The organism is Hydrogenophaga sp. FW305-3-2-15-A-LB1 (assembly GCF_058787875.1).
Genome location: NZ_JBYTAE010000066.1, coordinates 1 through 13,748, shown reverse-complemented (window position 1 = coordinate 13,748; position 13,748 = coordinate 1). Strand labels below are relative to the sequence as shown.

Below are 13,748 nucleotides of genomic sequence, written 5' to 3'. Positions count from 1 at the left end.
ATCCGATTCTGGAAGCCGCCAGGAAAAACTAAAGGGCGATAAGACGCCCTTGAATGGCGCTTTTCTTTCCCGTCACCTCGCGGGCTCGGGGATGCCGGGCGCTCTGCTCCGCGGGTGTCCCCCGAACCGGCTTCGCCGGTTCTCCTCCTTTACCCCGCTGCGCAGAACGCCCGGCATCCCCGAGCCAGTGGCGCGCCAACGAGGGCTTTTCCAGAAATGCCGTGGAACCGGCTTTGCCGGGCCACTGGCATTGCCCCCTGAAAGGGGGTGGCGCGAAGCGCCGCGGGGGTCAAAACCCCAAACTCGCTAGCAGGTCGTCGACCTGCGCCTGGTCGCTCACCACGTCGGTGCGGCCTTCGGCGTTGACCACGGGGCCAGCCAGGGCGGGCTGGTCCACGATGGCATGGTCCTGGCCTGGCTGGCCGCCGGGGGCGGATTGCAGCAGCAGGCTGAGCAGCTGTTCTTCGATGGTGCCGGCGAGCTGGACCACGCGGCCGATCACCTGGCCGGTGAGGTCGTGGAAGTCCTGCGCCATCATGATGTCGGTCAGGCGCGCGTCGGACTTGTCGCTCAGCTCGACGATGTCTTTCGACCATTCCAGCAGCTCGGGCATGGCGCGGGCCAGGCCGGGGACGCGGGAGATGGTGTCGGCCAGCTGGCGACCGCGTTCGGCGATCTTCGCCTGCTCGGCCTTGCCTTCGTCCACGTGGTTGAGCACCTTTTCAGCCGCCTCGCCCGTCAGGCGCGCGATGTAGGACAGGCGGCTCTGCGCGTCGGGCAGCTGGTCCACCGTGCCTTTGAGCTTGTCGGTGTAGCCCAGCTCCTTGAGCGCATCGTGCAGCTGCCGCGTGATCGAACCGAGTTGGCGGAACATGTCGGGGTTGCCCGACGCCGCCTCTTCTTGTTGTTGATTCATGGTGCGGCCCTCTCAGATGCCGAGCTTCTTGAAGATGTTCGCGAGCTTTTCTTCCAGCGTGGCCTTGGTGAAGGGCTTGACGATGTAACCGGCGGCACCGTTCTGCGCCGCCATCACGATGTCTTCCTTGCGCGCCTCGGCGGTCACCATCAGCACCGGCAGGTGCTTGAGCTTCTCGTCCTGCTTGATCTGGGCCAGCAGCTCGAAGCCGTTCATGTTGGGCATGTTGATGTCCGACACCACGAAGTTGAAGCCGCCGTTGCGCAGCTTGCTCAGCGCGATCGCACCGTCTTCGGCCTCGTCGGCGTCGGCGTGCCCGATCTCCTTGAGCAGGTTGCGCACGATGCGGCGCATGGTGGAGAAGTCGTCAACGATCAGGAATTTCATCGGGGTGGACATGAAAGCCTCCGTGGGAGGAAAGGATCAAGGAAGAGGAGCCGGCCGCGTCAGCCACCGCTCTGTGAAGGAGATTTCGTCACTTGCCCGGAAATCTGAAGCGTGGGCAGCGCAATGACGGGGTCGGCGGTCTTCACAGGCACGGCGGGCACGTCCGGTGCGGCGCCGGCGGCGGCCGGCTGGGCGGCCACGCGGGGGGCGGTCTGGGGCTTGGCGGCCGCGGTGGGCAGCGGCGGCGGCATGGGTTCGAGCATGGGCATCACGGGCGTGGGCGACGAGCGGGGCAGCAGGCGGTCTTCGGCCTCCTGCGTCATCACCACGATGCTGATGCGGCGGTTGATCGGGTCGGTGGGCAGGTCTTCGCGCAGCAGGCGGCTTGACGCCAGGCCTTCCACCCGGCGCAGCTTGTCCTGCGGCAGGCCACCGGCCACCAGTTCGCGGCGCGAGGCGTTGGCCCGGTCGGCCGAGAGTTCCCAGTTGCTGTAGCCGCGCTCGCCGCTGCCGTAGGGCGTGGCGTCGGTGTGGCCCGCCAGGGCGATGCGGTTCTCCACATCACCCAGCGCCGCGCCGATCTCGCGCAGGATGTCGCGCATGTAGGGCTTCACCAGCGCGCTGCCGGTGTCGAACATGGGCCGGTTCTGCTGGTCCACGATCTGGATGTGCAGGCCGTCGAGGGTTTTTTCCAGCTGGATCTGCGAACCGAACTCCGAGAGTTTGGGGTTCTTCTCGATCAGCGTGGTGATCTTGCGCTCCAGCGCGTCGATGCGCGCGGCGTCGCGGCGCATCGAGTCGGCGCGCGCCATCTGGGCGCCGATGAGCTTGGCCGCGCGCTCGGCCTCGCCGCTGTCCATCTGGCCGAAGGACTTGCTCAGGTCGCGCCCACCGCCGGGCAGGATGCTGCTGCTGTTGCCGGTGCCCGGGCCGCCCATGAGAGAGACCTTCACCGGCGACTGGAAGTAGCTCGCGATGCCCTGCAGCTCGCCCTTGGCCGTGGAGCCCAGCAGCCACATGAGCAGGAAGAAGGCCATCATCGCGGTCACGAAGTCGGCGTAGGCGATCTTCCACGCACCACCATGGGCGGCATGGCCACCCTTCTTGATGCGCTTGATGATGATGGGCTGAAGTTTCTTGCCGTCGCCTGCCATGGTGCTCTACCCGAAGGAAATCACTTCTTCTTCACGTGGGTTTCCAGCTCGGCGAAGGTCGGCCGCACGTCGGCGAACAGCACCTTGCGGCCGAACTCGATCGCGGTCAGCGGCGCATAACCCTGCATGCTGGAGAGCAGCGTGGTCTTGACGCACAGCAGCTCCTTGCTGCCCTCTTCCATCTTCTGGTCCAGCAGGCCGCCGAGCGGTTCGAACACGCCGTACGCCAGCAAGATGCCGAGGAAGGTCCCGACCAGGGCCGAACCGATCATGGCGCCGAGCACGGCGGGCGGCTGGCCGACCGAGCCCATGGTGTTCACCACGCCCAGCACGGCGGCCACGATGCCGAAGGCCGGCAGGCCGCCGGCCAGGCGGCCGATGGCGGCCACCGGGGCGTGCGCTTCCTGGTGATGGGTTTCGATCTCGGCGTCCATCAGCGACTCGATCTCGTGCGCGTTCAGGTTGCCCGAGACCATCATGCGCAGGTAGTCGGTGATGAACTCGACCACGTGGTGGTCGGCCGAGATGGTGGGGTATTTCTTGAACAGCGCGGAGTCGTGCGGGTTCTCCACGTCTTGCTCGATCGCCATCAGGCCTTCCTTGCGGGCCTTCTGCAGGATGTCGAACAGCAGCGCGAGCAGCTCCATGTAGCGCGCCTTGGTGTAGCGGCTTCCCTTGAAGCACTGGGCCAGGCCCTTGAACGAAGCCTTGACCACCTTCATCTGGTTGTTGATGAGGAAAGCCCCCAGCGCAGCGCCCAGGATGGTCGTCAGCTCGAAAGGCAGCGCCTTGAGCACGACACCGATGTTGCCTCCGTGGAATATGAATACCCCGAAGATGCAGACCATCGAAACCACGAAACCAATGATGACGAACATGTTCTTGTGCCTGGAAGAGGACGCGGCACACCGGCGCACGCGTGACTTGGAGGAATGTGTTTTCTATCGGTCAACTCTAGGTGGGAATGAAGAAGGCCATAAACGCGAAATGGACCCGCATCGGGGTCCATTTCAGGGTTTGAGCGAAAAGGCTCGGGTTCAGTGCAACCGCAGGCCACCGTTGGCGCTGCCCTTGCCGGCGCGGGCCGGCGGCTGGCACAGGCCGCAGACGAAATGGCGGTTTTCGTAGGGTTCGGTGACGAAGTGGCCACCGCAGCAGGAGCACTTGGTCAGCGTGAGCATGCCGTTGTCGACGAACTTCACCAGGCGCCAGGCGCGGGTGACGGAGAGCAGCGGCTCGATGGCGCTGGCCTGCATCTGTTCGCTGTAGAGGCGGAAGGCCTTGATGACCGTGTCGATCTCTTCGAGTTCGCTGGTCTTGGAGAGGTACTCGTGGATGTTGAGGAACAGCGACGAGTGGATGTTGGGCTGCCAGGTCAGGAACCAGTCGGTCGAGAAGGGCAGCTGGCCTTTGGAGGGCGACTTGCCGGCGACTTCCTTGTACAGGCGCAGCAGTCGCTCGTAGGACAGGCTGGTTTCGTACTCCAGCACCTGCAGGCGGGCGCCAAGCTGGATCAGGGCGACAGCGCGCTCGATGTCACGCGACTCGTTGAGGATGCTCTTGCCTGCGGCCATGGTGGGCTCCTGGAGATGAAACGGTGAGAGAGAAGAAGAAAGAAGGAGGGAAGCGGGAGCGCGGCTCAGTGAGCGGCCATGGACTCGGCGAAACGGCCGGCCATCAGGATGCTGGCGTGCAGCTGGGTGGTGGTGCTGTTGTCCACCTTCTTCACGTTGTGGCTGGTCAGCAGGTTCCACACCAGGTCGTCGTCGACGCGGAAGCGGCACAGCAGCATGTTGCTGGAAGCGATCTTGAGCAGTTGCGCCGTGGACAGCATGCCCAGCAGGTCGGCGGCTTCTTCGGTCAGGCCCAGGCGGTACAGGGCTTCGGCGCGGTCCTTGCGGATCAGGTTCTGCGCCAGCATGAGGTAGGTCAGGTTGGCTTCGCGGATTTCTGCCAGGAGTTGTTCGCTGTCCATGATGTTTCCTTCTTTCAGTAGGAGCCGCTGTTTGTTGGCCCGATGTATGAATTGTGTCGAGCGGTAAAAAAACTTGAATCGGGAAATGTCTGTGCGTTGCGTCAGGCGCGCAGCACCCCCTTGTCATCCAAACACCTACAACCTTGGTACTCAAAACGATCCTGCCTGTGGAGCGGCGCAGGAGAGAAGCCGCCCCCTCAAGAGGCGTCAAGGGTCCGGCTCCGCCGGCCCGAGACGCCGTCCCCCCTCGAAGCGCCGAAGGCGCGCCACAGAGGGGGGAAGCCGCAAAGCGGCGCAGGGGGGAGCCTCTTTAAGCCATGAACTGGCGCCGAACGGCCCGGTTTATCCGCCGGTTGGATTGCAGACAAACCTCAAGAATCTCCACTCATCACCGAAATTGACTCAACGAACTTCCAAATGGGTTCGTCGTCCGGCCAGCAAAGGCGGCGAGCAGCGACGGTGGAGGCCCGCAAGGGTCGACACGGCGATGGGCAGCAATGCCCATGAAGCCGGTTCACTTTCCAAGTCCATTTACAGGAGTTAGTTATGACCACCATCAACACGAACGTGATGTCGATGAATGCTCAGCGAAATCTGAGCAGCTCGGCCAGCTCGTTGGCCACTTCCATGCAGCGCCTGTCTTCGGGCCTGCGCGTGAACAGCGCGAAAGACGATGCCGCCGGCCTCGCGATTTCCGAACGCATGAACACCCAGGTGCGTGGCCTCAACGTGGCCGCGCGCAACGCCAACGACGGCATCTCCCTCGCCCAGACCGCCGAAGGCGCGCTGGGCAAGGTCGGCGACATGCTGCAGCGCATGCGCGAACTGGCCGTGCAGTCGGCCAACGCCTCGAACAACGGCAGCGACCGCACCGCGCTCAACGCCGAGGTGCAGCAGCTGCGCCAGGAAATCGACCGCGTGGCCAAGACCACCTCGTTCAACGGCACCAAGCTGCTCGACGGCTCGTTCGCCAACGCCACCTTCCAGGTCGGCGCCAACGCCGGTGAAGGCATCTCCATCGACAGCATCGTCAACTCCAACTCCGCGGCGCTGGGCCAGACCTCGGTGCACACCACCGCCAAGATCGTGCCGCCGGCCACGCCGGTCGCGCCCGCCGTGCTGGCCGCCATCCCCGCCGGTGGCGCCACGCCGCTCTCGATCGACGACGCCAACGGCAACGCGGTCAACCTCGGCCCCATCGGTGAAGCCACCACGCTGGCGCAACGCGCCGGCCAGATGGTCGATGCGATCAACGCCAAGTCCTCCGACACCGGCGTGTTCGCCCGCCCCACTTTCACCGCTGGCGTGATGGACGGCTACGAGGTGTTCTCCGACCGCGCGATCGTGGCCGCCGACTTCGGCAACTTCGCCGCCGGCACCACCGGCGCTGGCGCGGCCACCGCCGCCGCCGCCGATTCCTTCGTCGAAGACATCAACGTCAACTCCTTCGGCGACTCGCAGCTCGCCCTGAAGGTGATCGACAACGCCATCAACGCGATCAACAGCTCGCGCGCCGACCTCGGTGCCCTGCAAAGCCGCTTCGAAAACGCCGTGGCCAACATCCAGATCACCGGCGAGAACATCTCCGCTGCCCGTGGCCGCATCGTCGACGCCGACTTCGCCAAGGAAACGTCGAACCTGTCGCGCGCCCAGATCCTGCAACAGGCCGGCACCGCCATGGTGGCGCAGGCCAACCAGATTCCCCAGGGGGTGCTCTCGCTGCTGCGTTCCTGATCGAGCGCGCACATCCGCATGCGCCGTGGTCAACGGCGATTGCGGGATGCACAGACCGCATGCCCTGGCGTGTGGTGCGTACATCCCGGAGGAAACAGAACATGAAGAACCGACCCGCTTCCACCCACACGCCGGCGCCCCGCGCCGGCGCGGAGACCTGACATGCCCATCACCTCCACCGGCATGGCCAGCGGCGTCCCGATCGAAACCATCGTCTCCCAGCTGGTCGCGCTCGAGCGCGCGCCGCTGGCGGGGCTGCAGACACAGGCCACCAAGATCCAGAGCAAGATCTCGCTCTTCGGCACGCTGACGTCGATGATGAACTCGCTCGGCGAGCTCGGCACCAAGCTGGCCGACCCCAATGCCTTCAAGGCCGTCAAGGGGAGTTCCTCGCTGGCCGCCGCCGTCGGCGTCACCGCGGCCACGGGCACCGCGCCCACCGCGATGTCGGTCGAGGTGTCGCAGCTGGCCCGGGCGCAGTCCACGGCCACGCTGGCGGTGCCCAAAGACACGGCCATGGGCGCGGGCAGTCTGAAGATCACGCTGGGCGACTGGAGCTCGGGCTCCTTCGTGGCCGGCGACAAGGCCGCCGTGGACATCGAGATCGCCGAAGGCGAAGACACGCTCACCGCGATCGCGGCCAAGATCAACGCGGCCGACGCCGGCGTGACCGCCACCGTGCTGCGCGACGCCACGGGCGAACGCCTGCTGATGCGCTCCAAGGAAACCGGCGAGGCCATGGGCTTCGAGATGCAGGTCACCGACAGCGACGGTGTGGCCAGCACCGGCCTCTCGCGCCTGGCGGTGCAGGGCGGCGTGGCCTCGGGCGTGCAGATCACGCACGGCGCCAACGCGCTGGCCACCATCAACGGCATCGCCATCGAGTCGGCCAGCAACACCTACAAGGATGGCCTGCCCGGCATCACCCTGCAGTTCTCGCAGACGACGACGGCGCCGGTGGAGATCTCGATCACCAACGACAAGGAGGCGATGACCAAGACCATCCAGTCCTTCGTCGACGCGTACAACGCGCTCAACGACATGCTCAGCAGCACCACGGGCTACAACTCGGAGACCAAGGTGGCCGGCTCGCTGCAGGGCGACAGCACGGCCGTGGGCCTGCAGAACGCGCTGCGCGGCATGATGCGCTCGTTCACGCCGGGCGGTGAGTTCACCACGCTGGCCGACATCGGCATCGACATCAAGTCGGGCGGCAAGATGACCGTCGACAGCACCAAGCTGGGCAAGGCGCTGGACAACCCCCAGGCGGTGCAGAACCTGTTCAACGCCGACCACATCGACCCCACGGCGCAGGGCTTCGGCGAAAAGCTCAAGACCTTCGCCGAAGGTTTCGCGGGCGCCAGCGGCACGCTGACCTCGCGCTCCGAATCGCTGCGCGAAGCCGCCAAGCGCAACACCAAGGAACAGGAAAAGGTGAACGAACGCGCCGTCCGCGCCGAATCGCGTTACCTCAAGCAGTACAACGCGATGGACGCGATGGTGGGCCAGCTCAACTCGCTCAACGCCTTCGTCTCGCAACAGATCGCGCAGTGGAACAAGTCCACGGGTTGACGCGGGGAAGACCGCCGTGGCGCTCCCTTGCGCCGAACTGACTCAAAATTGGTCAGGTCCGAGACGCGCGTTCAAGCGTGGCTTCAAGAGCCACAGGTCGTCTATCACCTGCGCCTTCAGCTCTTCACCCATCTCCCCATCAAGGCGATGGGTCACGGACTGCAGCGCAAGCAGGAACCGCGCCTGCATGTCCATCGACTCATCCACCATGGCACCTCTGATCCTCCGCACAAAGTGGATTTTCATTTCGTCGGAGGGAATGGGACCTTTTCTCCAAGAGCAGAAAGAGTTCACAAAGCGCAAGCGGACTGAATCGTCGGTGCAGGTGATGAACAGCTCCGTGAGCGCGTCACCGTGTTGGGACCAGTCGAAACGCCTCAGCAAGGGCAGCAAGCACTTCAGTGGACCTGCCCGCTCCGTAGCGGGAAGCTGCTGGATCGCGTTCAGCAAGTCACCATAGAAGGGATCCTCGGGACCGTAGCGGTTTTCCTTCTCCTCGGTGCGGATCAACGGGGACAGCGTCTGTGCGCAGACCAGGGACGGATACTGCTTGAGCCAGCCCATCACGGAGTGTGTTTTCATCGGGTGCCGGGCCATCGCGACCACCAATGGGACCGTCAAGGCAAGTGCGCCGTCGCCCTTCAGTGTTTGCCAGGCCGTTCGCGCGAACTCGGCGCCGGTCGCGTACTTGCACGTGGCCATGAGCGCAAGCAGCAGGTGTCGCTCCGGGCGTTCGTGTTTGTAGTCATCACAGGCGACCTCGAAAGCCTCCCGATACTCCGCTTCCCAACCCGGGGCGCTCAGCCTGTCATGACAGAGGGCCTCGGTGAGGGCTGCGCGCAAGTAGAACTTCGGCTGACCAGCGGGCAGGGCCTTGCAGCAGGCGACCAACTTCGCGTAGAGGACCTTCGCCGCATCTCTGTCGCAGTATCGAATGGGTGATCGCAGCATCGCTTTGAGCGAGGCGCCTCTGTGCTCAGGCGGAAGCGATTGGGTGATGAAGTCCAGCAGGCGGTCCTGTTCCGACGGGTCGCTCAGCCGCATGCCGGCAATAAGCTGGGGCATCACCTTGAACGCCATGGTTGGATCTTGCTTGATCAGCTGTTTGAACAGCACGGCCATGTCATTCACGTCCGGGTTGAAGAACGGCGGGTTGTCGTTGATCGACAGGAGCACGTCACAGGGGCCGAGGTAGTGCACGAGGCCGAGCAGCGTGTCGATCTGACGTCGCCGGTCGCCGCCCGTCGCGGCCTCATTCATCTTTCTGCGGAGCTGCCCCCCGCGCTCCGCGTTCAGAAGGTCCGCCAAGGCCAGGGCCGATTCAGGCGGCTGCAGTGACAGACAAGCGTCCCACAGCTCATCGAACAGCGGTTCGGCGGTGCTCCAGGTGTTGAGAGGAATTGGCCACGACTCGAATCGACCGGACGAGTTAAACACCAAATACTCTCCATCCCAGGCCCGGATGCTCGATAGCAAGGCCATCAGCGGCTTGGAGCGGTTCGCAGGGGGGAGCTCCTTGATGGCGCCAAACAGCATCTGGAACATCGTAGAACGGTCACCCGATCCCTGCACCGGCAGGATCTGGCCCAGCTGGGCCAGCAATGAGGCTCGCACTTCAGGAGAATGCACCCCGGACGCCTCCACCAGCGCGTGAAACTGCGCCGTGCGGTCTTGGGTCGGCAACTTGTGCAGCGCCAGCGCCAGCTGCGTCAGCACCGGAATATTTGACGCAGCTCGAGCCAATTCCAAAGCGCTGGCGAGGCACCGGGTGAAACACGGGGTGCGCTCTTCGATCGGCAGACCACCGATGCCTGTGACCCCCCTCGCCAGTTCCAGGCCTTGATTCCGGCTCTCGGAAACCCACCTCTGGCGAATGACCTGGTTCGTGCGACTGAGATCGACGAAGCTGCGGTCGTCCAGGTACCGGGTCACTTCGCTGTGATGGAGCACCGTCGCTGTCTGGCTCAAGGAGGGCCGCAACGTCTGCCCACGCTGGTAAGGCTCCAGTCTGTCATGCCACTGGTCGATCTCCTCCTTCTGCGAGGCGCTCGCATGTCGGTAGGCGTCCAGCACCAGGTCGCGCAGCGCATCGCTGTAGCGCGCTTCGATCAGCAAGAGGGCCAGCGGCGCGTTGGGCTGTTTCAAGGCCTCGCTCAGATGGGATTTGAAATTGGCTTCGATGGTGGCGTTGACCAAGGCATCGTCAAAGGCATGTACGCCTGAATAGGTAGAGGTGTCGCAGTTGATCATGGGGGCAAAAAAGTCACGAACGCGACGGATCAAGTGGCGATCAGAAGGGAAAGGTTCTGCTATTGCACGGTCTGCCTAAAGAAAACGGGGCAGGCACCGAAATAGGTTGCAACGAACTTCTCCATGGGTTCGTGGCCCGGGCAGCCGGGCAGTCAGCCCAACCACTCAACCGGAGCTAGTTATGACCACCATCAACACGAACGTGATGTCGATGACCGCCCAGCGCAACCTGGGCACCACCTCCAGCTCGCTGGCCACCTCCATGCAGCGCCTGTCTTCGGGCCTGCGCGTCAACAGCGCCAAGGACGACGCCGCCGGCCTCGCCATCTCCGAGCGCATGAACGCCCAGGTGCGCGGCCTGAACGTGGCGGCCCGCAACGCCAACGACGGCATCTCGCTGGCCCAGACCGCCGAAGGCGCCCTGGGCAAGGTCGGCGACATGCTGCAGCGCATGCGCGAACTGGCCGTGCAATCGGCCAACGCCTCGAACAACGGCAGCGACCGCACCGCCCTGCAGGCCGAAGTCACGCAGCTGCGCCAGGAAATCGACCGTGTCGCCAAGACCACCTCGTTCAACGGCACCAAGCTGCTCGACGGCTCGTTCGCCAACGCCACCTTCCAGGTCGGCGCCAACGCCGGTGAAGGCATCGCCATCGACAGCATCGTCAGCGCCAACTCCACCGCCCTGGGCAACACCTCGCTGGCCACCTCGACCAGCGCGATCAACGACGGCACCGCCCTGGGCGCCATCGCCGCGGGCGCGCTGACCGTGCGCGGCGTGGCCCTGGGCCCGGTCTCCGTCGCCACCACGGCCGCCGGTCGCAACACGCAGGTCGTGGACGCGATCAACGCCAAGTCGTCCGACACCGGCGTGTTCGCCCGCGTCACCTACAACGCCGGCGGCACCGCCACCGGCTTCGAGGTGTTCTCCGACACCGCCATCACGGCCGCCAGCTTCGTCGGCTTCGGTGCCACCACCACCGGCGCGGCCCCGGCCGACAGCGCCGCGGCCACGAGCCAGCTCGACGACATCAGCGTCAACAGCTTCGGTGATGCGCAAAAGGCCCTGAAGGTGATCGACACCGCGATCAACGCCATCAACAGCTCGCGCGCCGACCTCGGTGCCCTGCAAAGCCGCTTCGAGAACGCCGTGGCCAACATCCAGATCACCGGCGAGAACATCTCCGCCGCGCGCGGCCGCATCGTCGACGCCGACTTCGCCAAGGAAACGTCGAACCTGTCGCGCGCCCAGATCCTGCAACAGGCCGGCACCGCGATGGTGGCGCAAGCCAACCAGGCGCAACAGGGCGTGCTGTCCCTGCTGCGCTGATCGATCGTCCATCACCTCCATTTTTTGAACGGAAAACACCATGACCACCATCAACACGAACGTGATGTCGATGACCGCCCAGCGCAACCTGGGCACGACCTCCAGCTCGCTGGCCACCTCCATGCAGCGCCTGTCCTCGGGCCTGCGCGTCAACAGCGCCAAGGACGACGCCGCTGGCCTGGCCATCTCCGAGCGCATGAACGCCCAGGTGCGCGGCCTGAACGTGGCGGCCCGCAACGCCAACGACGGCATCTCGCTGGCCCAGACCGCTGAAGGCGCGCTGGGCAAGGTGGGCGACATGCTGCAGCGCATGCGCGAACTGGCTGTGCAGTCGGCCAACGCCTCCAACAACGGCAGCGACCGCACCGCCCTGCAGGCCGAAGTGACCCAGCTGCGTTCGGAAATCGACCGCGTGGCCAAGACCACCTCGTTCAACGGCACCAAGCTGCTCGACGGCACCTTCGCCAACGCCACCTTCCAGGTCGGCGCCAACGCCGGTGAAGGCATCGCCATCGACTCCATCGTCAGCGCCAACTCCACCTCGCTGGGCAATACCTCGCTGGTCACCGGTGCGGGCACGATCACCACCACGGCCGGCGCCAACGCCGCCATCGCCGCCGGTGCGCTGACCGTCAAGGGCGTGGCCCTGGGCCCGATCTCCGCCGCCACCTCGGCGGCCGAGCGCACCACGCAGGTGGTGGACGCGATCAACGCCAAGTCGTCCGACACCGGCGTGTTCGCCCGCGCCACCTACACGGCCGGCGTCGCGACGGGCTTCGAGACCTTCTCCGAAGGCGCCATCGCCGTGGCCGATTTCGGTGGTTTCACCGCCGCCGCCACCGGCACGGTGGCCGTCGGTGCCGCCGCCGCCAGCCAGCTCGACGACATCAGCGTCAACAGCTTCGGCGACGCGCAAAAGGCCCTGAAGGTGATCGACAACGCGATCAACTCGATCAACAGCTCGCGCGCCGACCTCGGTGCCCTGCAAAGCCGCTTCGAAAACGCCGTGGCCAACATCCAGATCACCGGCGAGAACATCTCCGCCGCGCGTGGCCGCATCGTGGACGCCGACTTCGCCAAGGAAACGTCCAACCTGTCGCGCGCCCAGATCCTGCAACAGGCCGGCACCGCGATGGTCGCCCAAGCCAACCAGGCACAACAAGGCGTGCTGTCCCTGCTGCGTTGATTCCGGCAGGCATCGCCCCCAGGGCGGTTGCGCGGCGAAAGCCGGGCAACCGCCCTTTTTCTTGACCGGTCGACGGCACCCGATGAACGGGGCTTGACACGACACACGGTGGTCACAAGGGACTAAAGATTCCTCAGGCACCACCGAAATTAGATTCAACGAACTTCTCCATGGGTTCGTGGCCCGGGCAGCCGGGCAGTCAGCCCAACCACTTCACAGGAGTTAGTTATGACCACCATCAACACCAACGTCATGTCCATGACCGCCCAGCGCAACCTGGGCACGACCTCCAGCTCGCTGGCCACCTCCATGCAGCGCCTCTCGTCGGGCCTGCGCGTCAACAGCGCCAAGGACGATGCCGCTGGCCTGGCCATCTCCGAGCGCATGAACGCCCAGGTGCGCGGCCTGAACGTGGCGGCCCGCAATGCCAACGACGGCATCTCGCTGGCCCAGACCGCCGAAGGCGCGCTGGGCAAGGTGGGCGACATGCTGCAGCGCATGCGCGAACTGGCTGTGCAATCGGCCAACGCCTCCAACAACGGCAGCGACCGCACCGCCCTGCAGGCCGAAGTCACGCAGCTGCGCCAGGAAATCGACCGTGTCGCCAAGACCACCTCGTTCAACGGCACCAAGCTGCTCGACGGTTCGTTCGCCAACGCCACCTTCCAGGTCGGCGCCAACGCCGGTGAAGGCATCGCCATCGACAGCATCGTCTCGGCCAACTCCACCGCCCTGGGCCAGCTGAGCGCCACTGAACACTTCGTGGCAGCCGTCGCCGCGCCCTCCACCGCCGCCAACGCCGCCATCCCGGCAGGCACGACCGGCTGGAGCATCAAGAACGCCGCCGGCGTGGACGTGGCCCTGGGTGGCATCGCCGCCTCGACGACCGCCGCCCAGCGCACCACGCAGGTGGTGGACGCGATCAACGCCAAGTCGGCCGACACCGGCGTGTTCGCCCGCGAAACCGGCGCTGGCGCCTATGAAATCTTCTCGAGCCGCGACCTGACCGCCGCCACCGACTTCGGCGCCGCCTTCACCGCCGCCGCCACCGGCGCGCCTGGCGACACCGCCCCTCCCGGCACCCTGACCACGCTGTCGGCGATCAACGTCAACAGCTTCGGCGACGCACAAAAGGCGCTGCAGGTGATCGACAAGGCGATCAACTCGATCAACAGCTCGCGCGCCGACCTCGGTGCCCTGCAAAGCCGCTTCGAGAACGCCGTGGCCAACATCCAGATCACCGG

12 protein-coding genes are annotated in these 13,748 nt (G+C 65.3%); 5 read left to right on the top strand and 7 right to left on the bottom strand.

Features of this window, described 5'->3' with window-relative positions:
• Nucleotides 1-289 precede the first annotated feature (289 nt).
• From AC3WPZ_RS19470 to flhD, 6 genes are all read right to left on the bottom strand, one after another.
• Nucleotides 290-916, bottom strand: coding sequence for a protein phosphatase CheZ (locus tag AC3WPZ_RS19470; protein ID WP_382161746.1), 627 nt, complete (start codon nucleotides 914-916; stop codon nucleotides 290-292).
• A gap of 12 nt (nucleotides 917-928) precedes the next feature.
• Nucleotides 929-1,315, bottom strand: coding sequence for a chemotaxis response regulator CheY (gene cheY / locus AC3WPZ_RS19465; RefSeq protein WP_382161749.1), 387 nt, complete (start codon nucleotides 1,313-1,315; stop codon nucleotides 929-931).
• Nucleotides 1,316-1,362: 47 nt separating this feature from the next.
• A complete protein-coding gene (gene motB, locus AC3WPZ_RS19460; RefSeq protein ID WP_444688487.1) occupies nucleotides 1,363-2,457 on the bottom strand; it encodes a flagellar motor protein MotB in 1,095 nt (364 codons plus the stop codon).
• A gap of 20 nt (nucleotides 2,458-2,477) precedes the next feature.
• Complete coding sequence (gene motA, locus AC3WPZ_RS19455) at nucleotides 2,478-3,335, bottom strand: flagellar motor stator protein MotA (RefSeq protein ID WP_382161755.1); 858 nt, start codon at nucleotides 3,333-3,335, stop codon at nucleotides 2,478-2,480.
• A 159-nt stretch (nucleotides 3,336-3,494) separates the two neighbouring features.
• Nucleotides 3,495-4,031, bottom strand: a complete 537-nt coding sequence (flhC, locus tag AC3WPZ_RS19450; protein WP_204733346.1) for a flagellar transcriptional regulator FlhC — start codon at nucleotides 4,029-4,031, stop codon at nucleotides 3,495-3,497.
• 65 nt (nucleotides 4,032-4,096) lie between these two features.
• A complete protein-coding gene (flhD, locus tag AC3WPZ_RS19445) occupies nucleotides 4,097-4,432 on the bottom strand; it encodes a flagellar transcriptional regulator FlhD (RefSeq protein WP_297403347.1) in 336 nt (111 codons plus the stop codon).
• A gap of 546 nt (nucleotides 4,433-4,978) precedes the next feature.
• Between flhD and AC3WPZ_RS19440 the strand changes: the two genes are divergently transcribed.
• Nucleotides 4,979-6,166 (top strand): flagellin, encoded by a 1,188-nt coding sequence (locus AC3WPZ_RS19440; RefSeq protein WP_492441076.1) that lies wholly within the window; start codon nucleotides 4,979-4,981, stop codon nucleotides 6,164-6,166.
• 162 nt (nucleotides 6,167-6,328) lie between these two features.
• On the top strand, nucleotides 6,329-7,738 hold the full coding sequence (fliD, locus tag AC3WPZ_RS19435) for a flagellar filament capping protein FliD (protein ID WP_492441074.1): 1,410 nt from the start codon (nucleotides 6,329-6,331) through the stop codon (nucleotides 7,736-7,738).
• 42 nt (nucleotides 7,739-7,780) lie between these two features.
• Here fliD and AC3WPZ_RS19430 read toward each other — a convergent pair whose 3' ends face one another.
• Nucleotides 7,781-10,021 (bottom strand): Rho GTPase-activating protein, encoded by a 2,241-nt coding sequence (locus tag AC3WPZ_RS19430; RefSeq protein ID WP_492441072.1) that lies wholly within the window; start codon nucleotides 10,019-10,021, stop codon nucleotides 7,781-7,783.
• A 148-nt stretch (nucleotides 10,022-10,169) separates the two neighbouring features.
• Here AC3WPZ_RS19430 and AC3WPZ_RS19425 point away from each other — a divergent pair, with 148 nt between their 5' ends.
• From AC3WPZ_RS19425 to AC3WPZ_RS19415, 3 genes are all read left to right on the top strand, one after another.
• The gene (locus AC3WPZ_RS19425; RefSeq protein WP_492441070.1) at nucleotides 10,170-11,318 is read left to right on the top strand and encodes a flagellin; all 1,149 of its coding nucleotides are present in this window, start codon (nucleotides 10,170-10,172) and stop codon (nucleotides 11,316-11,318) included.
• Nucleotides 11,319-11,358: 40 nt separating this feature from the next.
• Complete coding sequence (locus AC3WPZ_RS19420) at nucleotides 11,359-12,504, top strand: flagellin (RefSeq protein WP_444688490.1); 1,146 nt, start codon at nucleotides 11,359-11,361, stop codon at nucleotides 12,502-12,504.
• A 228-nt stretch (nucleotides 12,505-12,732) separates the two neighbouring features.
• Nucleotides 12,733-13,748: flagellin N-terminal helical domain-containing protein (locus tag AC3WPZ_RS19415; RefSeq protein ID WP_492441068.1), on the top strand; the 1,016-nt coding region annotated here is incomplete at its 3' end.

Bases quoted from the DNA above. Each gene is read 5' to 3' on its own strand.
- motB (WP_444688487.1), bottom strand. From the start codon at position 2,457: ATGGCAGGCGACGGCAAGAAACTTCAGCCCATCATCATCAAGCGCATC.
- flhC (WP_204733346.1), bottom strand. From the start codon at position 4,031: ATGGCCGCAGGCAAGAGCATCCTCAACGAGTCGCGTGACATCGAGCGC.
- fliD (WP_492441074.1), top strand. From the start codon at position 6,329: ATGCCCATCACCTCCACCGGCATGGCCAGCGGCGTCCCGATCGAAACC.
- motA (WP_382161755.1), bottom strand. From the start codon at position 3,335: ATGTTCGTCATCATTGGTTTCGTGGTTTCGATGGTCTGCATCTTCGGG.
- AC3WPZ_RS19425 (WP_492441070.1), top strand. From the start codon at position 10,170: ATGACCACCATCAACACGAACGTGATGTCGATGACCGCCCAGCGCAAC.
- cheY (WP_382161749.1), bottom strand. From the start codon at position 1,315: ATGTCCACCCCGATGAAATTCCTGATCGTTGACGACTTCTCCACCATG.
- AC3WPZ_RS19440 (WP_492441076.1), top strand. From the start codon at position 4,979: ATGACCACCATCAACACGAACGTGATGTCGATGAATGCTCAGCGAAAT.
- flhD (WP_297403347.1), bottom strand. From the start codon at position 4,432: ATGGACAGCGAACAACTCCTGGCAGAAATCCGCGAAGCCAACCTGACC.
- AC3WPZ_RS19420 (WP_444688490.1), top strand. From the start codon at position 11,359: ATGACCACCATCAACACGAACGTGATGTCGATGACCGCCCAGCGCAAC.
- AC3WPZ_RS19470 (WP_382161746.1), bottom strand. From the start codon at position 916: ATGAATCAACAACAAGAAGAGGCGGCGTCGGGCAACCCCGACATGTTC.